The sequence below is a fragment of the Lyngbya sp. CCAP 1446/10 genome (assembly GCF_026130175.1).
Classification (GTDB): domain Bacteria; phylum Cyanobacteriota; class Cyanobacteriia; order Cyanobacteriales; family Microcoleaceae; genus Microcoleus.
Map to the genome: position 1 here is coordinate 70,829 of NZ_JAIGNI010000155.1, position 20,492 is coordinate 91,320.

Annotated in this window: 20 protein-coding genes; 8 read left to right on the forward strand and 12 right to left on the reverse strand. The window is 46.4% G+C overall.

Annotated features, from left to right (window positions below):
- The first annotated feature begins 62 nt into the window (after positions 1 to 62).
- Together psb27 and K4039_RS28405 are read left to right on the forward strand one after the other, a co-directional pair.
- On the forward strand, positions 63 to 461 hold the full coding sequence (gene psb27 / locus K4039_RS28400; protein ID WP_265239857.1) for a photosystem II protein Psb27: 399 nt from the start codon (positions 63 to 65) through the stop codon (positions 459 to 461).
- A 442-nt stretch (positions 462 to 903) separates the two neighbouring features.
- Positions 904 to 2,553 (forward strand): family 10 glycosylhydrolase, encoded by a 1,650-nt coding sequence (locus K4039_RS28405; protein ID WP_375339848.1) that lies wholly within the window; start codon positions 904 to 906, stop codon positions 2,551 to 2,553.
- 108 nt (positions 2,554 to 2,661) lie between these two features.
- Here the strand turns inward: K4039_RS28405 and K4039_RS28410 are convergent, their stop codons facing one another.
- Complete coding sequence (locus K4039_RS28410; RefSeq protein ID WP_265239859.1) at positions 2,662 to 3,384, reverse strand: Uma2 family endonuclease; 723 nt, start codon at positions 3,382 to 3,384, stop codon at positions 2,662 to 2,664.
- Between the two features lie 102 nt (positions 3,385 to 3,486).
- Here K4039_RS28410 and K4039_RS28415 point away from each other — a divergent pair, with 102 nt between their 5' ends.
- The 3 genes from K4039_RS28415 (at position 3,487) to K4039_RS28425 (ending at position 6,598) form a co-directional block, all read left to right on the forward strand.
- Positions 3,487 to 4,383, forward strand: coding sequence for a polysaccharide deacetylase family protein (locus tag K4039_RS28415; protein WP_265239860.1), 897 nt, complete (start codon positions 3,487 to 3,489; stop codon positions 4,381 to 4,383).
- 127 nt (positions 4,384 to 4,510) lie between these two features.
- Entirely contained in the window at positions 4,511 to 5,134 is a 624-nt protein-coding gene (locus K4039_RS28420; protein ID WP_265239861.1) for a restriction endonuclease subunit R, read from the forward strand.
- A gap of 192 nt (positions 5,135 to 5,326) precedes the next feature.
- Positions 5,327 to 6,598 (forward strand): bifunctional sterol desaturase/short chain dehydrogenase, encoded by a 1,272-nt coding sequence (locus K4039_RS28425; protein ID WP_265239862.1) that lies wholly within the window; start codon positions 5,327 to 5,329, stop codon positions 6,596 to 6,598.
- Between the two features lie 185 nt (positions 6,599 to 6,783).
- Here the strand turns inward: K4039_RS28425 and K4039_RS28430 are convergent, their stop codons facing one another.
- Positions 6,784 to 7,383, reverse strand: a complete 600-nt coding sequence (locus tag K4039_RS28430; protein WP_265239863.1) for a glyoxalase-like domain protein — start codon at positions 7,381 to 7,383, stop codon at positions 6,784 to 6,786.
- 120 nt (positions 7,384 to 7,503) lie between these two features.
- Here K4039_RS28430 and K4039_RS28435 point away from each other — a divergent pair, with 120 nt between their 5' ends.
- Positions 7,504 to 7,908 (forward strand): gamma-glutamylcyclotransferase, encoded by a 405-nt coding sequence (locus K4039_RS28435; protein WP_265239864.1) that lies wholly within the window; start codon positions 7,504 to 7,506, stop codon positions 7,906 to 7,908.
- 22 nt (positions 7,909 to 7,930) lie between these two features.
- Here the strand turns inward: K4039_RS28435 and K4039_RS29860 are convergent, their stop codons facing one another.
- The 6 genes from K4039_RS29860 to K4039_RS28460 form a co-directional block, all read right to left on the reverse strand.
- On the reverse strand, positions 7,931 to 8,164 hold the full coding sequence (locus tag K4039_RS29860; RefSeq protein ID WP_321161672.1) for a helix-turn-helix domain-containing protein: 234 nt from the start codon (positions 8,162 to 8,164) through the stop codon (positions 7,931 to 7,933).
- 122 nt (positions 8,165 to 8,286) lie between these two features.
- Positions 8,287 to 8,646 carry a response regulator gene (locus K4039_RS29865; RefSeq protein WP_321161673.1) on the reverse strand — a complete coding sequence of 120 codons (360 nt, stop codon included), beginning with the start codon at positions 8,644 to 8,646 and terminating at the stop codon, positions 8,287 to 8,289.
- Positions 8,647 to 8,785: 139 nt separating this feature from the next.
- The gene (locus K4039_RS28445; protein ID WP_265239865.1) at positions 8,786 to 9,358 is read right to left on the reverse strand and encodes an ATP-binding protein; all 573 of its coding nucleotides are present in this window, start codon (positions 9,356 to 9,358) and stop codon (positions 8,786 to 8,788) included.
- 1,079 nt (positions 9,359 to 10,437) lie between these two features.
- Positions 10,438 to 11,043 (reverse strand): anti-sigma factor, encoded by a 606-nt coding sequence (locus K4039_RS28450; RefSeq protein WP_265239866.1) that lies wholly within the window; start codon positions 11,041 to 11,043, stop codon positions 10,438 to 10,440.
- A 145-nt stretch (positions 11,044 to 11,188) separates the two neighbouring features.
- Positions 11,189 to 11,848, reverse strand: a complete 660-nt coding sequence (locus tag K4039_RS28455; RefSeq protein WP_265239882.1) for a sigma-70 family RNA polymerase sigma factor — start codon at positions 11,846 to 11,848, stop codon at positions 11,189 to 11,191.
- Positions 11,849 to 11,939: 91 nt separating this feature from the next.
- Positions 11,940 to 12,431 carry a molybdenum cofactor biosynthesis protein MoaE gene (locus tag K4039_RS28460; protein ID WP_265239883.1) on the reverse strand — a complete coding sequence of 164 codons (492 nt, stop codon included), beginning with the start codon at positions 12,429 to 12,431 and terminating at the stop codon, positions 11,940 to 11,942.
- A 996-nt stretch (positions 12,432 to 13,427) separates the two neighbouring features.
- Between K4039_RS28460 and K4039_RS28465 the strand changes: the two genes are divergently transcribed.
- The gene (locus K4039_RS28465; protein WP_265239867.1) at positions 13,428 to 13,793 is read left to right on the forward strand and encodes an SH3 domain-containing protein; all 366 of its coding nucleotides are present in this window, start codon (positions 13,428 to 13,430) and stop codon (positions 13,791 to 13,793) included.
- Positions 13,794 to 13,933: 140 nt separating this feature from the next.
- On the opposite strand, the gene K4039_RS28470 is transcribed toward K4039_RS28465, so the two are convergent.
- On the reverse strand, positions 13,934 to 14,914 hold the full coding sequence (locus K4039_RS28470) for an aspartate carbamoyltransferase catalytic subunit (protein ID WP_265239868.1): 981 nt from the start codon (positions 14,912 to 14,914) through the stop codon (positions 13,934 to 13,936).
- A 618-nt stretch (positions 14,915 to 15,532) separates the two neighbouring features.
- The gene (locus tag K4039_RS28475) at positions 15,533 to 15,721 is read right to left on the reverse strand and encodes a hypothetical protein (protein WP_265239869.1); all 189 of its coding nucleotides are present in this window, start codon (positions 15,719 to 15,721) and stop codon (positions 15,533 to 15,535) included.
- Between the two features lie 221 nt (positions 15,722 to 15,942).
- On the opposite strand from K4039_RS28475, the gene K4039_RS28480 reads away from it, so the two are divergent.
- On the forward strand, positions 15,943 to 16,161 hold the full coding sequence (locus K4039_RS28480; RefSeq protein WP_006631282.1) for a DUF4327 family protein: 219 nt from the start codon (positions 15,943 to 15,945) through the stop codon (positions 16,159 to 16,161).
- 160 nt (positions 16,162 to 16,321) lie between these two features.
- Here K4039_RS28480 and K4039_RS28485 read toward each other — a convergent pair whose 3' ends face one another.
- Together K4039_RS28485 and K4039_RS28490 are read right to left on the reverse strand one after the other, a co-directional pair.
- A complete protein-coding gene (locus tag K4039_RS28485; RefSeq protein ID WP_265239871.1) occupies positions 16,322 to 17,563 on the reverse strand; it encodes an FHA domain-containing serine/threonine-protein kinase in 1,242 nt (413 codons plus the stop codon).
- Between the two features lie 545 nt (positions 17,564 to 18,108).
- Positions 18,109 to 20,364 (reverse strand): serine/threonine phosphatase, encoded by a 2,256-nt coding sequence (locus K4039_RS28490; protein WP_265239872.1) that lies wholly within the window; start codon positions 20,362 to 20,364, stop codon positions 18,109 to 18,111.
- Positions 20,365 to 20,492: the final 128 nt, after the last annotated feature.

The following is a 20,492-nucleotide window of genomic DNA, read 5'->3' on the forward strand; positions in this document are numbered from 1 at the left end:
AATTCGAGATAGGATAAAGGTTAATTTTGATTGTCGCTTTCACTTCCATTTTTCTAAGCCTTATGAAGCATTACATTTCCCGTCTGTTAGCCCTCGTATTAGTTGTTGTCATCGGCGTAGCGGGCTGTACGAATGTTCCCGCTACTCTGAGTGGAGACTATAGCACAGACACATTAGCATTAGTCAACAGCTTGAGAACAGCGCTCACTTTGCCAGATGGCGCGCCGGAAAAAGCAGCCGCTCAAGCCGCTGCTCGCACCAGTATCAATGATTTTTTCGCAGCATACCGCCGCGATCCCGCTCTTACCAAGCTGACATCTTTCACGACAATGCGGACGGCCTTAAACTCTTTAGCAGGACATTATAGTTCCTATCCCAATCGTCCCGTTCCTGAAAAGTTGAAAAAGCGTCTTGAAATTGAATTTCAGCAGGTAGAATCTGCTCTCACCAGAGGATCTTAATCTCAACATTTAGGGATAAAAGATAAATTATAAAAATTTATCTTTGCATCCTTAACATTTGAGTGTTAGCAATTTTTACTGGAAATATCAACTGCTTTTAGCGCCCACTTTACCCAGGCGCTTTTTTTACTGCATTTAGTGAGAAAATACTGAAAAATTGAACTGGATATGATACGACATTAGGCTTTTTTACTTTTTTACTGTTTAGTCGGCGAAGGCGGACATCGTTTGTATAGCAGCGGTTTCAACCGCCGAGTCTTATCGTTATTTTATCGCACAGAATCTAAATTGCCGCCAGACATAATTTGCATTGTGCGATCGACTTGTGCCATAACTAGGTCAACCGAAAAAAAGTAGAAAATTTGTAGATGTGCGTCTGGGCGATCGCCAATTCAGCGATCGCCAGCCAATTGAAACTAGAAAACCCAAATTTAATTATCCCATGAAAATTGCACCAACTCGCATCGCGAACTTTCAACCCCAGCGACGCTGTTTAAGTGCGGTAACTGCTGTTTTAACAAGTAGCTTAATCAGCCAGCTTGTGTGGCCCTTTATCGAAAATCAAGCAGCCTTTGCCGAAACATCAGCCTATTGCCAATTATCCAAAGAAGACGTAAATCAAAAAGAAGACTTGCGCCGCGCCGCGCTGTCAGGAAAATCAGAATCCCAGCAGGCATATTTTGCCGTTTTGAACAAACACGCGCGGGAAATAGCAGAATGCCGCCAAAAAACTTGGCCCCAAACCCAAGCAGTTTGGCTGCGTTTGTATCCCTGCGATGTCAGGCCCGGAGAAATCGATCGCGTATTAGACAAAATTGTCAATAAAGGCTACAATCAAGTCTACGTCGAAGTGTTTTACGATGGCCAAGTGCTACTCCCAGCAGCAGATAATCCGACTGTTTGGCCTTCTGTTGTCAGAAATCGTGGCTACGAGAAATATGATTTGTTGGAAAAGGCGATCGCCAAAGGCAAACAGCGAGGTTTAAAAGTATACACCTGGTTGTTTACCATGAACTTTGGCTATACCTATTCTCAGCGTCCCGACAGACAGCAAAACCTCGCATTAAACGGCAAAAACCAGACAAGTTTAACAATAATTAAAGACGCAACAATTAACGATGACTTCGGAGAAGTTCCGGGCAATCAAGCCTTTATCGACCCCTACAGTCCGCAAGCGAAGCAAGACTATACTTTATTAGTAAATCAAATAGTCAAGCGCAAGCCACAAGGAATGTTATTCGACTACATTCGCTATCTACGGGGCTTCGGGCCGGCTTCAGTTGCTACCAAAGTTCAAGACTTGTGGATTTACGGCCCAGCATCGCAGCAAATGCTTTTACAGCGGGCTAACAATCAGCAAGGGCGAGATTTAATTCAGCGATATTTGACTAAAGGATTTATCAATACTAATGACGTTCAAGCAGTAGTCAAACAGTATCCGAATGAGCGAGAACCTCTTTGGCAGGGGCGAATTCCGCAATCCGTTCCAGTAGCAACTCCCGCTTCTCGAACACAGAATGCCGCATCAAAAGTAGCTTCACAAACTCCCGCCACAAAATCGCCAAACGCTGCAACTCCTGCACCAAAACCGACACCAAAACCGCCGCTTCCCGACACCGGCATTCTGCAAAAAGACCTCTGGCAACTGAGCGTTGCTCACGCAGTTCAAGGAATTTTAGATTTTTTTGGGGTAGCAACTCGGCCAGCTCAAAGCTTGGGAATTCCTGTAGGAGCGGTATTTTTTCCTGATGCAAATAAAAAGATAAATCAAGGGGGATATGATTCGAGATTGCAGCCCTGGGACAGCTTTCCGGCTGCTGTAGAATTCCACGCGATGTCTTACGGAAATTGCGGGGATGTAAGCTGTATTGTGCCACAGGTGGAGCGGGTAGTGAGTTTAGCGCCTCCGGGAGCAAAAATTATTCCTGCCATTGCCGGAGATTGGGGAAAATCGGTGAAAAATCGGCCGTCTTTGGAGATTCAAATGCAGGCAATTCGTTCGGCAACGCCGCAAATTAATGCGGTGAGTCATTTTTCTTGGGGTTGGCAAGAACCGGAGGATGAAAGGGCACGGCAGACTTGTCGCTTTTAGGGGGATGATATCAAATCTGAGTTGATTACCCGATTGCTCGCTCGGCGGTTGAAACCGCGACTATACAAACGAAGTCTGCCTCCGCAGACTAAGAGATTGAGGGGATATTTAAGCGGGATTTGGAAAGCTGGCTAACTGTTGGACAAATTCTTGATGTGCGTCACTGTTTAATCCGGCTTGAAGAGTGGCGATCCTCTTCGAGGGCTTCGCTAACGCACTTGGCATATCACCCTCTATAAGTGCTGAGACTGCCAGCCACAACCCCGGAAAAACTCGGCTGCGGATAATTCCTTCAGCATCGGGGAGCAGAGATATATATTCTTCTTCCTGCAAGGAAAACCAATCGATCCGGCGATTCATGACTTGCCAAACGAGATATTCTTTGACTCCATTGCGGCGGTAAACTCGTTTTTTGTCCCGCAGATCGATCGTCGCGGTACTTGCAGAAATTTCGGCAACAAATTCGGGTGCACCTTCAATATAGCCATCATCGCTAAGAAAAGTTTGACCCCCATGTCGGGAATCAATTAGCAGTACAGCATCGGGTTGAGGCTCGTTATCTAAATCGAGACGCACGGTAGGATTATCGCCGATCCGAGTATGCGCGGTAAAAGCAACATAGAAGCCAAGACAAGTAATGAGACGAGCATGGGGCTCGGCGTGGGGTTCAAAGCGTAAGGGTGAAGCCATATAAACAATTCCTTCAATCAATTCTGCTTTTTTGAGTGCGGGCATGGCTGTATAGCGCCGCTCGAATTCTGCACGGCTGAGCAAATCGCCATTTTCCAGAGGGGGAATCGTGATGCGGCTGAGATTTGCCGGAGCAATCATGGCTTTTCTCCTGTTGTTATGCGTTGCTATCTTGGATTTTATCTAATTTTCGGGCAAAGTTGTAAGCTATCGTTATATCGTTAACAGAAAATATTACAGTTAATGAATACCAAATTTACTAAAAAATTAGCGATTCAAAGTATTATATTGATCGTAATGATCGCCCTAATTTTGCTATTTTCAGAAAATCGACAAACTGGTAATTCCAATTCCCTCGCCCAAATCCCCCCTTTAGACAATTTCCCGCCCAACCTCCTGAAACCGCCAAAACCCCAAATACAGCCTTCTCCCGCCACCACTCCGACTCCGAAACCCGCCGATAAACCTTTAATATTCGCACCGCCGACGCAATTTCGCAGCCAGATTGTTTATAAAGCAAGTATCAGCAACTCAAAAGTTATCGCGCTGACATTTGACGATGGGCCAACTGCGGAAACTTTGAAAATATTAGCAGTTTTGCAGAAACATAATGTGGTAGCTACATTTTTTTGTTTGGGTGCAAATTTGCGAGAAAATCCTGAAATTGCGAAGCGAGTAGTAAAAGCGGGAAATGCGATCGGCAATCATACATGGCATCACTTTTATCATAATGTTACTGAGAAAACAGCATCGGATGAAATAGATAATACTGGGGTGCACATTTATCGATCGAGTGGGGCAAAAAGTTTGTTATTTCGTCCTCCAGGCGGCCGTTTAAGTAACGGTTTTGCAGATTATGCCAAAAAGAAAAATTATGTAGTTGTCATGTGGTCGATCGACCCTAAAGACTATTTGCAACCTCCGGCGGCTGCTATAACCCGCAGTGTGCTGTCTCAAGCGACATCGGGGGCGATCGTATTGTTGCACGACGGCGGGGGCGATCGCCAGCAAACAATCGAGGCCGTGTCGGCAATTATTCCCAAACTCAAACAGCAGGGATACCGTTTTGTCACCGTGCCGCAATTGCTGCAAATGCAAGCAGCCCAAAAACAGCAAAATGGCGAACAAAAATTCCCATAAACAGACATCTCAGCCAAATCTCCTTTATCTGCATTTCATCTGCATTTCATCTGCGTTCATCTGCGGTTAAAAATCAAAATTATGCTAAACTTATTAATAGCCATAAAAGCCCTTATTAATAATCATAATGCAAAAACTACAAGCAAGAGACATCAACCTCCGCTATTTAATCGATAACTTCGGATTGCAGCGAGTTCGTCAAGCTGATTTCTTCCCAGAATGGCAAGAAAACTTGCCGGAAGTAACTGATTTCGAGAAAGAATTGCTCGATCGCGTTCAAGACATATACTTCAACTTGGTAGACACCCCGCCTGTATTGGAAAATGCAGTCAAGCTAACAATCATCAGCCCCATTTTGTTTATTGCCGGTCTGTATGAGTCTCCTTTTCAAGTCAAAGCCGAAAAATCGATCGCGATTCAAGAAGAAGACGAAGGCAGAATCATCGAAGGCAGGATAGATATCCTAATTATGAAAGCAAACTTGTGGGTGACAGTAATTGAATCCAAACAACTTTCGTTTTCAACTGACGAAGCACTTGCCCAACTCCTGACATATATGCTCGCAGATCCCGATCCCGAAACTCCTACTTTTGGCATGATTTCCACAGGTGCTAACTTTAGTTTTGTCAAGTTAGTCAGAGGGGAAACTCCCCAGTATGCCCGCTCTGCTGAATTTGTTATTTCCAATCCTGGCAATGAGTTGTACCGCGTTTTGCAGATTTTAAAACGGCTGAGTCAATTACCCGACTAGCAAGAAAAATCATTTTCATTTATTATTAAAAAATGACAATATTTCATATCATATTCCAAGAAAACCACCACAATCAAGAAGGTTTGTAGTGAGGACTTTAGTCCGCATCAATCAGAGGACTAAAGTCCTCACTACAAACCTTTTTTATGACATAACATGATATAATATCTTAAATTTGTAACTTCTGTGAGTATGGTAAATTACTGGATAGTCGGCGCTGTGGGAATAGCTTCTGTCTGCTGGGCAGAAATCATCCGAGACTTTTATCACGTCGCGTCTCATTATGTGCCGCCTTTGCAAAAGCTGCACAATTGGCATCACCGCGTTTTCCGCCCGAATTTGACCGCTGTCAGCGAGACAATTTACAAGCAAGCACACTGGCGTCACGATGTGCCAGAAGCTGCGGCGATGTTGGTTTTAGGCTTGTTGCTGTGGGTTTTAGCGTATTTTTGGCTGCCGGCATATCACTGGGGCGCAGCAGCCGGTTGTATTTATACTTTAGGCTTTTTGTTGAGCGCGATCGCCCGCGCGTGTGGCATTAAAGGTGCAGACGAATTAACCGACATCACCCACCAACCGGGAGAATTCCAGACTATCCCCGGCAACTGGTTCGTTAATAAACCTTATCATTGGCGGCATCACTTTGACAATCAAAATGCTTACTATTGCGGTACTTTCACCTTAATAGATAAACTTATGGGAACAGCACTTTCTCTTAAAGGCAAAACTGTAGCCGTCACCGGTGCATCGGGAACTTTAGGGCGTTTGCTTCTCAAACACCTGCACAAAGCTGGTGCAAAAGTTATCGCCCTCTCCTCTGGAAATGAGAAAATTACTTTGAATGTAGGCGGCGAGATTTTGCCTGTAAAAACTGTAATTTGGCACGCTGGCCAAGAGGCAGATTTAGCTCAATTGTTAGAAAAAATCGATATTCTCGTCATCAATCACGGGATCAACGTACAGGGAGAAAGAACCGGAGAGGCGATCGCAAATTCATACGAAATTAACACTTTTTCGGCGTGGCGACTGATGGAACTCTTTTTCTTAACAGTCCGAACTAACGAAAACATCGCTTGTAAAGAAGTCTGGATCAATACTTCCGAAGCAGAAGTGATTCCCGCTGTCAGTCCCCTGTACGAACTCAGCAAACGTGCTCTGGGAGATTTAGTCACCCTGCGACGGCTGGATGCGCCCTGTATCGTTCGCAAACTGATTTTAGGGCCGTTCAAAAGTAATTTAAACCCGATCGGCATTATGTCGCCAGATTGGGTAGCGCAGCAAATTGTCAAACAAGCTAAAGCGGATGTCCGCAATATCATTGTGACAATTAATCCTTTAACTTTGATCGTTTTTCCAGTTAAAGAATTCTTTGTTTCTTTGTATTTCCAAATCTTTAGTCGCAAGGCGATTTCAGAGGTTAAAGTAGCCTCGGAAAAATCCAGCGTTGAAGCCAAGATTAATTGAGAAACTAGAAATCCAGAATACCGGGCGGTTGGAAACCGCGGCGACACAGACAAAACCCGCCTCCGCGGGTTGAATACAGACGGTTAAAATTACGTTTTTTTATTCAGTCCGCGGAGGCGGACATCGTTTGTATAGTCGCGGTTTCAACCGCCGAGTCTCAACTGAGTCTCAACCGCCGAATCAAACTAATTACTAACCTCAGCCATTTCAATCACGCGGCCGTCATAATCCTTGACCAAAAAATTAAGCGGCTTTTCTCGGCGAATTTTATAACTAATACCGCGAGTTTGTACCCTCATCAATAGCTGATCCAAACAATCGCGATCGAAACAAACATGACGTTCGCGATTTTTTTCCCCGACACTCGCACCACTAATAATGTGCAGTTGGGTATTTTTCATCAACTGATACCACAAACCCTCAGGACTCCCCATCGTTTGAGAGCTCGTTCCCCTGCCCACATTCGGCGACAAATACAGGGGGTCGATACCAGTTGTCCCCAAGGTTTGCTCGTAATTGTAATAGTAGTGCAGCGGTACTTCTGCTACGGGAAGGCTTAGCATACCTTCGTAGAACTCCCTCGCCTGTGCGAGATCCGATACCATCACCGTGTGTACCTTCGGAGCACTGGTGAGAAACATCCACATCGCCCCCGCATAGGCGGCCAGCAGCATCACCATAATTCCTTGAGTCGAAAACAAGCCGTCCAGGGGCAAGTCGGGCAAAAAAGAGCTCAAGTACAAAGGCCGAAGTCCAAAAGCCATAAAACTAACTGCTAGAGTCATGAATTATAAGGAAGGGTAAACAACGAAATTTATCAAGATTGCGGTCGCGATCGCCCGCGAGACTTAAACTATTAGCTTAGCCATCTATGTTAGCAAAAACTAGCGGTTAGGCCCTACTCGATGAAAGTCTTTGTCTACGGCACTCTCAAACCGAGGGAGTGCAACTACCGGCGCTACTGCGAGGGAAAGGTTGTGGATGCTTTGCCTGCGATCGCCCGTGGCCAACTTTTTGCACTGCCGATCGGCTATCCTGCGATGGTGGCCGGAGAGGGCATCGTCTGCGGTTTTCTCCTCTGTTTTGCAAATTCCGCTATTTTGGACGATTTAGACCGACTGGAAGACTACGATCCGCTGCGGGAACCTGCACAAAACGAATATCAGCGGGAAGAAGTGGAAATTTGCGATCGACAACTCAAACCCTTAGGCACGGCTTGGACATACTTTATGTTACCCGATCGCGTTCGTTCTCTCGGAGGCATCTGGCTGCCCGATGGGACGTGGGAAAATCGGTTTTTCACAAAATAAGTCGTTAATGCCCATGAGCTTACTAAAGTGCCATTGTCGTGCGCGAGGGCGAATCGAACCTGTAACCGAAACCCCGAATAGTTTTAATAAACTGCGATCCTGTAGCATCAACTTCAATCATTTTCTTGCGAATCTGACCGATATGTACGCTAACAATTTTCTCTTCTCCTGTGTCGTTGCAGTTCCAACCCCAGATTTTTTCGATTAGCTGTTGGCGACTCCAAGATTGACCAGAATGATTTGCAAAAAAATACAAAATATTAAATTACAACGCTGTTAACTTGATAATTTTGTCGTTCAATGTTACTTCCCGACTCGCTGGATCGATCGCAAATCGAGCGAATACAATCCGTGATGGAGTCACACACCTTATGCGTCTCAACACAACTTCGATCCGAATGCCAATTGCGCCAGACCAAATGGTTTGCAGATATAATCATCAGCACCTGCGGACAGAAATTTAAGTCTATCAGCTTCATCTGTACGGCGGCTGAGCATAATCACAAAAACATTAGTACGGCGCTGCATTTCCCGACAAAGGTGATAGCCAGTAGTATCAGGCAAATTCCAATCGAGAATTACTACCATCGGCTTGAATTCCTCAAATACGGCTAAAGCTGTGTCGCCATCTGCTGCCGAATCTACTTGATATCTCTGGTTTAAAAAGCGATGAACTAGATTGCGGATCGGTGGTGGGTCATCCACAACTAGATTTTTAGCAGCAGTATTAGTAGTCATGGCAAAACTATTTTTTCCTAGTGTCAATTCAGACCTTACATATAGACCAAAGAAACCGGATTTTTCAAACAATCGGCAATTATAGCGAAGGATTCTCTTGAAAAAATCGGTTTGTTACCACCCGTGGTAAAGCCATGTTTTAGTGAAGCGTAAATTCCAGCTCGTCCCAAGCAAATGGACTTGTTTCTGCCAAGTCTTCTTGCAACTTAGATTTCAAATCAAAGGGTTTACCATAATCCCAAATTTTTATTTCTAGGTGTGATGGAAAAATTGTTATTTCCAGATCAATTGGAGTTGCCAATGGCAGATCTTTATGAGCATGGCGAACAGCATTTGTGAACCCTTCGATGCTGACGAGCTTAAATTCGCAAAAAACTGTTTCGGGAATAGGTAGATTCTCAAAAACTGCATCGACCCACTCTAAGACTTGAGCCACAGCCTTGATATCAGAATTTACTTTTAAGCTGATTTTTTTAAGTGGCTGATCTGATTGGCTATCTCGTTGCTTTTGCAGAAAATTCAAGCTTTTTAAAACATCTATTTGCTGCTTAAAAAAATAAGTTTCCGTGCTGGGTTTGGGCTGATATTTTTTCACAATTAACAGACAGTTTCGGCTGTCAAAAGTGCGGGTATAGCTTAGCTCATCGGCAATTTTGCCAATGACTTTTATACCTATTCCGCCTGATGGGATTTCATCAAAGTTATTTTTCATTGTGCTATCCTTTGTCATTTTAATGTGTACTTTTTTACCTAAAAAGGGAGTGGCATTATTTCACACTCCGTGCGATCGCCAGATCTCGCTAGAGATATAAAACCCATCTGGGATCTATAGCAGGGCTATTTCATTCTCAGGAAAATCATGATTTTGTAAGATCGTGCCCCGTGCCGACCCTCTCCTATCCAGGGCAACCACTCTTGCCACAAGGCTCCTACAAACAATGAGATAGCCCTCGGAGCTATAGCCTGTGCTGTGCGGGACACTTGCCCTCTGTGAAAAAGCTTTTTACACTCCAGAGAGATGATCCCGTTGTTGTCCTTATCATTTTGTCTTGGTTGCTCACGTTTTGACAAACTTAGTTTGCGATCGCTAAACTGATCGAAAACTGACATTGACAAATAAATAAGTAAATTATATAATGACCAGCCTCAAAGCCTCTGAGGAGGGACTAGCAAGAATTAAGGAATGAAAATTTAATAACTTAAACACCTCTGATCCAAATTCCTCTCCCAGAAGTGCCGAGGGGAAAAGAGGCTCTTCCTCCAGATCTGCGTTACCAGGCTCTTCCTGGTAAGGAGGAAATACTGATTTTATTACCAAAAAATTGGGTTTAAAGCCCCGTCGTTCTACGACGGCTTTCCCAAAACTTGTGTTCTAATAACTTCAACAATCAAATTCTTTGATTGTAGTCGCCCTGAAGGGCATGGGGAGACTTTAAACGGACGGGGAGCGACAGTAAGACGACAATGGTCGCAAGTTGCGATGAACCAAATCCCCGTCCGTTCTACGGCGGGGAGTATGTCAAATTAGAGTTTTTGCAAAAGTCTTTTTAATCAAATTTTCGGACGGGCTATAAGAACCCATCCCACCAGAGAAAAAACTTTTTGTGGGATGGGCTCTTATAGAACCCATTTGACATCTTTTGTAAAATCCTTACAGGGGAACCATTCTAGCCTAAATCTAGAATTCTGCTGAAACCTAGTTCTGGTAATCAGTCTGGAATAGATCTCAAATGGGTTCTATAACAGCCCGGTATTCTGATTTTCGGTTACTGCTCAAAACAGAAATAAATGCTACTGCGCCTTTGGCAATGACTTGTGAGGGCTTGCTACACCAACTTTCGGAATATCCATCACCGGTGCATTCACCCCAAGCATCAAATCATTGGGATTAACAATCTCCATCACAGGCTCATTCAAAGCCACAATCAAACCATCAGATTCAGCAGGAACAGGCGATGCAGCAAACTGAGGAGCAAACAATTGGCGGCCGCCAGCGACACCAGACACCGCCGCAATCAACAAAGCTGCGATCGCACCTCCACCCAAAACCCAAGTCCGTTTCGTCTTGCGTTCCACCCGCTGCAAAACCTTCGCCGCCAACTCCTGTGCAGATTGTTCCGCAGCAGACACCGGCATTGACTGAAAGCCCTGCTGCATCATCATCAGTCGCGAGTACAAACGCTTCGTAGTGGGGTCATTTGTCAGCCATTCCTCAACTTGCCGACGTTCCGCCGCCGTAACTTCGCCGTCGATGTAGGCACTCAGCAATTCAAAGCGATCGCGCATCATAGTAGTCACATTCCCCTGGGGATAATTGTTGTTAGCTTGACTTTGGGCAAGTGAATCCCCGATACCTTGCTGATTCTGATTTTTATCCGATTCAAATTTATCATTCATATTTCACACCACTTGCTCAAATTGGGGGAAGCACGCGCTCGTTATTAGGATGATTTACTGCTTATTTATATTGTAAAATAGAATTTTTGATGTCACAGCAAATTTCATCAAATCTTCCGCGACCACACCTCGGAAATCACTCTTGCTAATGACCGTCGAGATATTTTTGCAATTGCAACTGCAATCTTTGACGAGCTCTAGCAATTCTCGACTTGACCGTTCCCAGAGAAACTCCGGTTATTTCCGCTATTTCCTCATAGGCTAAACCTTCAATTTCTCTCAAAACAATAGTCGTGCGGAAAACTTCCGGCAAATCGGCGATCGCCGATCGCAACTCGTCGTAAAATTCCCTAGTCGTCAAATCTTCATCAGGCCCCGGACTGTCGGCCGCAATTTCCCAATCAATCTCCCCATCTTCCAGAGCACGGGGTACGTCCAGCGACAACGGAGTGCGAACTCGCTTGCGCTTCCGCAACTCATCGTAAAACAAATTAGTCGCGATGCGGCTCAACCAGCCCCGAAATTTAACAGGCTCTTGCAAGCGGTTAATATTCCGATAGACTCGAATCCAGACTTCCTGAGCCAAGTCTGCTCGGTCTTGCCAGTCAGGGGCCAAGTGATATAGAACCCTGTCTACGTGCGACTGATACCGCTTTAACAGTTCTGAAAAAGCAGCGCTTTCAGGTCTATTTCCTTCCTGACACCGCAACACCAAGTCATAATTAGAGAGTTTTTCGGCTGGCAATTGCACTCTTTGAACGGTCGCCACAACCGCAGACCAGGACAGGGAAATAAATTCGCTCATGGGTGGAATTGGCTCATCGAACATTCCATTGTGTTTGACGCAGCCCGATCGCGATTGGTTCCTGGACTCGGAAACTGCGATCGGCTTCTGACTAATGCCCAACAACTTCGCACGCTCCAATACTAACCCAACTGCTTGAACCGTCGGCCCAATGTTCCTTTTTCCAAATCGGTACATTGTGTTTGAGCGTATCTATTGCGTACTGGCAAGCTGCAAAGGCTTCGCCCCGGTGGGGACAGCCCACAGCCACCACTACGCTAATTTCCCCCACCTGCAAGTGTCCGACGCGGTGGTGAATCACGACCCGATTGATATCGACCCACTGGCGGCGGATTTCTGTAGCGATTTGCTGGAATACTCGCACGGCCATCGGTTCGTAGGCTTGATATTCTAGGGAAACTACAGCTTGACCGTCAGTTTGGTTGCGGACAGTACCGCTCATCATTACCACGGCTCCGTTGGCCGCGTCATCTGCCAAAGTGTAGATTTCCTCCACAGACAAAGGGGCTAAGGTAATGGCAAAACTGTCTTGAGTATTGCGTTCAGGAATTGTGCCGATCGAAAGTGCAGCGCTATAGTTCATTGCGAAAGAAATGGTGCGGTCGTACTCGATCGATCTTGACACAAATCAAGTCGCGAGCGATCGATCTTGCATCCTGATCAGGGATACATCAAAGTCAATCTTTAGCGAGATGTCGATTGCCCCGAACCGTTGTAACACTGCGATCAGGTAAGATATGTCTCCCATGAACAAAATTAAGACAGTGCTGGAAGATGACTAAGTAGGAGACTTGTGCGATCGAATAGTCGATCGGGCTGTAGCAACTCAATCAGTAAGCACACCAAAATCAGTAGTATCATGCCCAACTCGCTGCAAGCAATCTCAAACCCCAAGCAATGACTGCGCTCCCTTTTGAATGAAACCGTTAAGTTGAATTCTACCCTGATCGCGATCGGTGTAATCCAAATTTTCAGCAGAGAATGTAAACTTTATTTATTTTTTGATCCAGAAAGCTACTTAGATGACATCATGTATCTGTGCAGAGTTCAGCCGAATTGGCCGATACTCGGCAAAAGGAAAACGGTAACAACCTCTTGTGCCTGTTCTGACCAAAGAACAAGACGCAAACCCGGGGCTACCGACACGGGGAAAAGTAGGCTGCGGTTTCAACGCCTTGAATATTTCTTTACACAATAATCGAAATAGTTGTGTTAAAGTCACCAAAGCAAGTAGGAGAAACCATCTACGTGTTGAAACATCCTAGTACGGAAAAATTCCGGCAACTGACATATCCGACGCAAGAAGATTCGGAATAGTTAAAAGGCAAATAATGGCAGGTTGTAGAGCGTACCATATCTGTTGGCTAGCGATGGTCTGAAAGCGTCAAAAAAACAACAACGTATACACAATGTTTGGAGAAATCTAAACTGAGTGGGTAGGGGCGATTTGATAGCGCCTTTGAAAATCCAGATTCGGATTCCTCAAGAATCCCTTCGCCTTTAGGCATGGGGAGTATCAACTGAGTCTGCACCAAAAAACGTTAATCATAATCACGAGGAAACTATGGAAGCACTAGCATTGAGCCACTCTTTTGTTGCTTATGAATCTCCCGAGTCCGAGCTCCAACTGGAATTTAAAATTCCTAAATCTGCCGTAATAGGCGTTGCAGGTCTGGCAGTAGCCCTGTCTGTTCTGAGTGTCAGTGGCGAAGCGCAGGCAAGTTGCCACTACAAGCGCTGCGGCGGCGGTCATCACGGCCATAACAGCTACGGCGAAGTTGCCACCAATGGCGGCCGTCTGAATATCCGCCACCGCCCCAATGGCTGCGCTCGTGTCATCGGCAAGTTATACAATGGAGATAACGTAGGATTGACAGGTCGTTACAGACGCGGCTGGGCCCAACTAAAAGGCGGCGGCTGGGTTTCTACTGCCTGGATCAACTAATTCTTAACTAGAGTAATTTACATTTTCTAGAAAGAATTTTAATCGTTACCCGCTCGGCCCGGGTAACGATTATATTTTAAAGAGGCGATCGCTCCTGAGAATCATCAAAGCTCCGAAATTAATCACTAACAGCCCACAAGCTAAACTTTACCGCCGCCGATCAGATACAGTAAAGCCATCCGCACCGCCACGCCGCTGGTAACTTGCTGAGAAATCAAGCTAAATTGGGGATCGTCCATCAAATCTGAGCTAATTTCCACGCCGCGGTTGACCGGGCCTGGGTGCAAAACCTTCACATCCGGTTTGCAGAGTTTCAGCCGATCGCGCGTCACCCCATACAAAGCATGATACTCTCGTAAACTCGGCAGCAAATGCTGGCTCATCCGTTCCTTTTGTAGCCGCAAAGTCATCACAAAATCAGCATCAGCCAAAGCAGGTTCAAGCTGCCAGTGCAAAAATAACTTACCTTCCCTACCATCGCCACACTCAGCAAACAACAGCGGCAGCAAAGTCGGCGGCCCGGCCAAATGAACCTCAGCCCCGGAAGCCGTGAGACTCCAAATATTCGACCTCGCCACCCGCGAATGCAAAATATCCCCCACCACAGCAATTTTTTTGCCCGCTAAAAGTTCTAGGCGTGGACGTTCGGCATCTAACAAAGAACAAATAGTAAATAAGTCTAGCAAACCTTGCGACGGGTGTTCGTGCTGACCGTCTCCAGCATTCAGAACGCTGACTCTCGAACCCAATCTATCCATTTCCGAAGCAATTGTACTGGGAACTCCAGCTTGTTCGTGCCGGATTACCATCAAATCCGTTCCCATCGCCAGATAAGTCTTAGCGGTATCCAGAATAGTCTCCCCCTTGGTCAGAGAAGAACTTCCCGGTGTAAAATTCAGGGTATCGGCCGACAGTCGCTTCGCCGCCAACTCAAAACTGTTGCGAGTCCGGGTAGAAGGTTCAAAAAACAAATTCGCGACTACTTGACCCTGCAAAGCCGGCACTTTCTTGGTGCGGCGGCCGAGCACTTCCCGAAAACTGGCGGCAGTTTGCAGCACCGTGTCGTATTCGTCGGAGGTAAAATCAGCTAGAGTGAGAATGTGTCGCCTTGTCCAAGTCATACAATTTTAGATTTGAGATTTGAGATTTAGTGCATCAGGACGATGGGTTTGGAATTTGCGCGCGCCTGCGTGGGCCAGCTAGAATGTTCGATCGACAGTCGCGGGGATTCCGATCAACAGTATCCAACAATTTTTGACCACCTTTGCAGTCACTAGAGTTTGACTACATCGCCCAATACTTGACTAAAATTACTCATAGCTATCGATAACGAGGGTATTGACAGGTTGGTAATTATCTGCTAGCTTAAACATAATGCCGAGAACCAAGGCTTAAAATATTTTCAAAAAGTAAACCGCAGTCAATTCAAAACTGACCAGCCTGCAAAAAGGTCGAACGGAATACCACGATTCGTTAAATTGGTTGAAAATAATGGTTGAACAATAGCTAAAAGCTTCAAAAGCAATAGTTATAAGCGGGCAACGCATAGGGTGTTGCTCCACTCGAATCTACGCCTGTGGACAAGTAGGAGCCGACTCCTGCTGGTTGAGACAGGAAGCAGACCTTCGGGAATTAGTTCTAGTTGAATGGTGAAACAAAGATCAAGTTTAACCAAGTTTTGTAGAGCAGCTATAATGAGTTTATCTAGCTCAAACGCCACTCTCACAGACCAGCTAGCGTCAAAGTGGCAACAGGTGGGGTTTACTCGCCCGAAAGCGGAAATTAGGCTGTAGCGAAAGACCAGTAATTGCAGTTTGTCGCCAACTCAGCCTTGTCAAAAATAAGCCGATCGCAGCCGTTGCATCTGCTATGATGTGGAAATAATCGAAGCGGCAAACCTCCCACTGCCGATCGACAGCATATAGCACGACATTTTTCTGATGATTAATTCTTTGAAGTCAATCTTGACTCTTCAGTCTTGCTTATAGGCCCTTTTCAAAACGAACTGTGTTAAGATACAAGTTGAATATGTAGCTTCCCGACAAAAATCTACACGTATCTTGGCTAGACGGTTCTTGGCGAAACTGCGGTAAAAAGTGTGCGCTGGGAAGTGGTAATTACACAAGATTTAAACAATTTAAGAGGTATTATGAGCCAGCAGGTTATACAGCCGATGGTTAAGTTCCAGCGTCAGGTGCATTCTCTCGTCACGTCTGACATTATCAAGCCGACAGACAGTATTTGGAAAATCGCTCTGCTTTATGGGGACGAATGGCCTTACTGGAAACAGCAACTCCTAGAGTTTGATTTTTCTATGCAAGACCCCGTTAGCGAGTTGATAGCTGTAGAAGCTTGGGACGAGGAATAACAGTTGACAGTTGACAGTTGACGGTTGACAGTTGACGGTTGACAGCTTGCCGTGAGCTCCGTCGTTCGGTTGACAGATAACAGCTTGCCCGAAAGCCGGTCGTTCGGTTGACGGCAGGACTCCTAACTAATGACTAATGACCAATGACTAATGACTTCTTTTAGAGGCAAGCTGCTAAAGCTCTAGCTAATTGTTGAGCAGTTTGAAAACGATCGCCAGGCTTAGCTGCTGTGGTTCGCAAAATGACCTCCCGCAACTTCGGGGCGATCGTCGGAATATTTTCGAGCTTAAACCCGTAACCTCTAGGGATTTTTCCGTAAAACTTTTGAGGGCTTTCCGCCGTCAGCAAAAAAATCAAAGTAGGCCCGATCGCATATAAATCCGACTGAGGGAGAGGCTGTCCCCGGTCTTGTTCTGGTGCGGTGTAGCCTTCCACGCCGATGCGAGTGCCCGGAGGAGTACCGATTTCTTTAACGGCGCCAAAATCCAGCACTGTAATGCCATTGTCGCGGTGCCTCACTAGCAAATTAGCAGGTTTAATATCCCGGTGGACGATCGGGGGTTTTTGAGAGTGAATGTAGTCCAAAATTTCACAGGTTTGGATCATCCACTCGATCGCCTGTTTGGGAGCAACAGGGCCGCGGTTGTAGATGCGTTTTTCTAAATCCTCGCCGTGAAGCATTTCCATTACCAAATATTTTTTCCCCCCTTCGACAAAAAAGTCAAAAAACTGAGGAATACCCGGATGGTGCAGCGCTTTGAGGGTCTTAGCTTCACGTTCAAACAGTTCTTGAGCTTTGACTATTTGAGCCATGTCAGCATTCATTTCCTTAAGGACTACCAAAGAAGCTGCGGGGGAACTTCCGGGTTGTTGAGCTTTGGCTTTCTCTCGATCCCAGGCTAAAGTCGTTGTTCCCATACCGCCTTGGCCCAAAGTTCGCAGCACTTGGTAGTGGCGGATTGTGCGATCGACTTTAATCGGTTCACCACAGTGGATGCAGAATAAATTCCCCGGCGGATTTCCCGCGTGGGTACACCGTGGCATCGCGGGGCTGAAGGTAGGGATCGCTTCAATTTTGCCGCCGAGTTCAATCGTGACAGCTTGGAAATGCAGAGTTGGGCCGCCCCGCGCCAACTGGATCAGGGCACCGTCGGCTATCCAACCCTGAGACATGAGAATACCGTTAACAAAAGTGCCATTTGTCCCCGAATTGACTAAATACCACTGACTGTCGGTGCCGCTTTTAAGTCTTTGCAATTCCACGTGATCCCGCGACACAAGAGCATTGAAGAGCACAACGTGATTTTCAGGAGAGCGGCCGATGCGGACAATGGACTCGCTCTCGAAACTCCACTGTTGCAGGGGGGTCTGTTTTTCTGGATCTAAAAGAGTCAGCAGCATTTTCGATTCATAGGATTAATTCTGCTCGGTAAGATTTATATAACGTGGACAAGACTGATATCAAGGACAGATTTGAAACTTATTTCCTGCTTCTTTCTAGGGAGTCGGTTGCTTCTAGTTTACAGGCGGGAATTCAGGACGGCGTATCCTTGACGAGCCAAACTCACCGATAACGGGAATTAGAGCTCGAATCATTGCTGCGTTTAAGTCCCCATCGAGAGATGGTCAGACTCACAATCACAAACTCGTTTTTTTGGCATTGGTTGCTTGTTACCGCCAGCGCCACAAGTTTTTGATGATGGATATGTCGAAGGGTTGACAGTTAACTGTTACCTCTGGCTAAAAGGAAGAAAATTGAAACAATGAATAATTTTGTTTTATTTCCCCCTCAAAGGAGGAGGCTTTAAACCCATTTTTCTCGGTAACAGGACAGAAAGTCAAGCCTTGCCCGGAAAAGGCCGTTGCTGTTCCCGAACCCCCAACAATTACAGTTTTAACCTAGCCGGCCAGGGCGCTGCTTTGGAACCGTTGACAGCAGCCAAAATTTAAAATCGAAATGGGCCTACCTGCGCCCGAATGATAATTGCCGTGATATTGTCGTGACCGTTGCGTTTGTTAGCCAGTTCAATCAACTCAGCAACTCCCTGGTCGAGATTAGCTTGGGGATTGAACAGAGGTTCGAGAGTGTTCCGCCAGTGAGTTTCCAACAAATCATTATCTGTCAGACCGTCGGATGCCAAAATCAATAAAGTATCTTCGCACAAGTCTAAAAACTGCACGTCAGGCTTGAGAAAATTACCGTCTCGCGGGCCGAGGGCTTGAGTTAGTTGATAGGCGTCGGGACGAGAATAAGCAGTTTCCGCGTCAACCCCGCGCTTAATTTCGCGTTGCCCTACTTCGTGGTCTGAGGTGATTTTTTCTAGTGTCTGTCCCTTGCGGAGTCGGTAGAGGCGGCTGTCGCCGACGTGGGCCACGGCGAATTTGGTGTCTTGAACTAAGACTACGACTAGGGTTGTACCCATGCGGGCGCTGCCGGAACGGCCGTCCTTTTGATTGATTTCAAAGATGGCTTTGTTGGCTAGTAGGACTCCTTCGCGGATGGTGTCGGCCTGGGGGAGTTGATTTTGCCAACTGGTTTGAAAGAAGTCTCTGAGGGTTTCAGCGGCTAGTTGGCTGGCTACTTCTCCGCTGTCGTGTCCGCCCATGCCGTCGCAAAGAATGTAAAGCCCTTTGGTTTGAAAGATTCGACCGAAGGAGGTTTCGAGTTTGTTAATCTGAGTCCAGATGCTGAAGAAGTCTTCGTTGTGGTCGCGGGTGCGGCCGACATCGGTGAGGCCGGCATCTTCTAAACAGTAAATCTGGACTGGCATGGGCTGGGTTAAGACTTCGCCAACAACTTCGGGGGGCGAGTTGTCGGGGATGTGATTTTGGAAACGGGTGGGGGTTAAGGTTGGTGGAGGTGCGGGTTGAAGTTCGAGGGGAACGGTTTCTAGGCGCGATCGCAATTCTTCTATTGTGCTAATCTCGCCTCTATACATTTGTTGCAATAGTTCGAGCAATGCGCCAAACTGAGTGCGATCGGAATGGTTAAATATCACCTGCCACAGTTGCCCCAAATCTACCAGTTGCAGGTTTGAGCCGTCGGGTTCTGGATACAGACGTTCCAGTCGTAAAGAGGCCAAGGAAAAGGAAGAGTCGGGGTTGACTCGCAAATTTGTCAGTTCCAACAAGCTTTGCCGGCAGCGCCAGGGTTCTAGGGCTGCCCAGAGTTCTGTCATTTCGTGCAGCCAGTATAAGATTTGCTGGGTGGAAGTTTCGGGTTGACTCCAGCGTTCTACCAGCAGTGGCCATTGCGAACAATCTTCTAGCAGCAGCACTGCCTGTTCGTTGTCTGACCAGCTATCGTGAATGACTGGCAGGTTGTGAGAAAATTGCCACCGGAGTGCTAGATAAGGTTCAGCTATGCCTTGACAAAGCTCTGCTAAGGCGGAATTGGTCGAATCTTCTCCGTCTGTGATTGCTCTGTAGGGAGAAGTTCGTTGGGCGACGCTGGCTCCTTTGGCTGCTAGCATTGCTTTGAGGGGTGACATTTGCAGCGGCTGACAGTCCAATACTGTTACTGCTACTGTGTCTGAGGGTTTTCTTGCGGGCAGGGTTTCTAGGAGTTGGTAGCGCTGCTGGCTGTCTAAATAAGCTCCTGCTGGCTGGGAAGAAATTAAATATTCGGCATTGGAGACGGGGATTTCTGGGGATTGGGGAGATGCGTCGTCGGGGCTGTCTGTTGGTTCCTGCCTTGCTTCAGGCTGTGGTGCGGTTGTGAAATTGTTGTCAGATGGGGTTATTTCGCGCTCTGGCGCTGTAGTAGAGATTTTTTGGTCTGTTTGAAATGATTCTGGTGCGATCGCCCCTACGCCAACCACAATGTCAATTTCTGGGCTGCTGCATTCGGCGGCATCGGCCTGTTGAGAATCGGCGGTGATTTCTGTTTTAATGGCGTCTTTGATTGGTTTGGGAGGGTTTTGGGCCGATGCGGTTGCTGAAAAATTGTCGGTTTTTTGTGTAATCTCGGCTGATGGTATGGTTGACTGGTCTAGCTGGACTACTGGAAAGTTCGATCGACCGTAGATTACTGCCCGCCACACTTGACCTGTTGCGACGCCACAATTCTGACATAATGCGGCGCTAACAGCGACTTCGGTACCGCATTCGTGGCAAGGTTTGTAAATTAGGGAATTTCCGCATTGTTGACAAAACTTGTTTGGGTCGGGATTTTCAAATTGGCAGCGGGGACAGAGGAGCATAGGGGTTTTATATTGGAGATGTGCGATCGAGTTTGAGGGTTCGGCAGTTTTGGGTTTTGGGCTGTGAGTTATAGGTTATGAGTTTTGGGCGTGACTCGCAACGGATAACTCCCATTGCCATATACCTT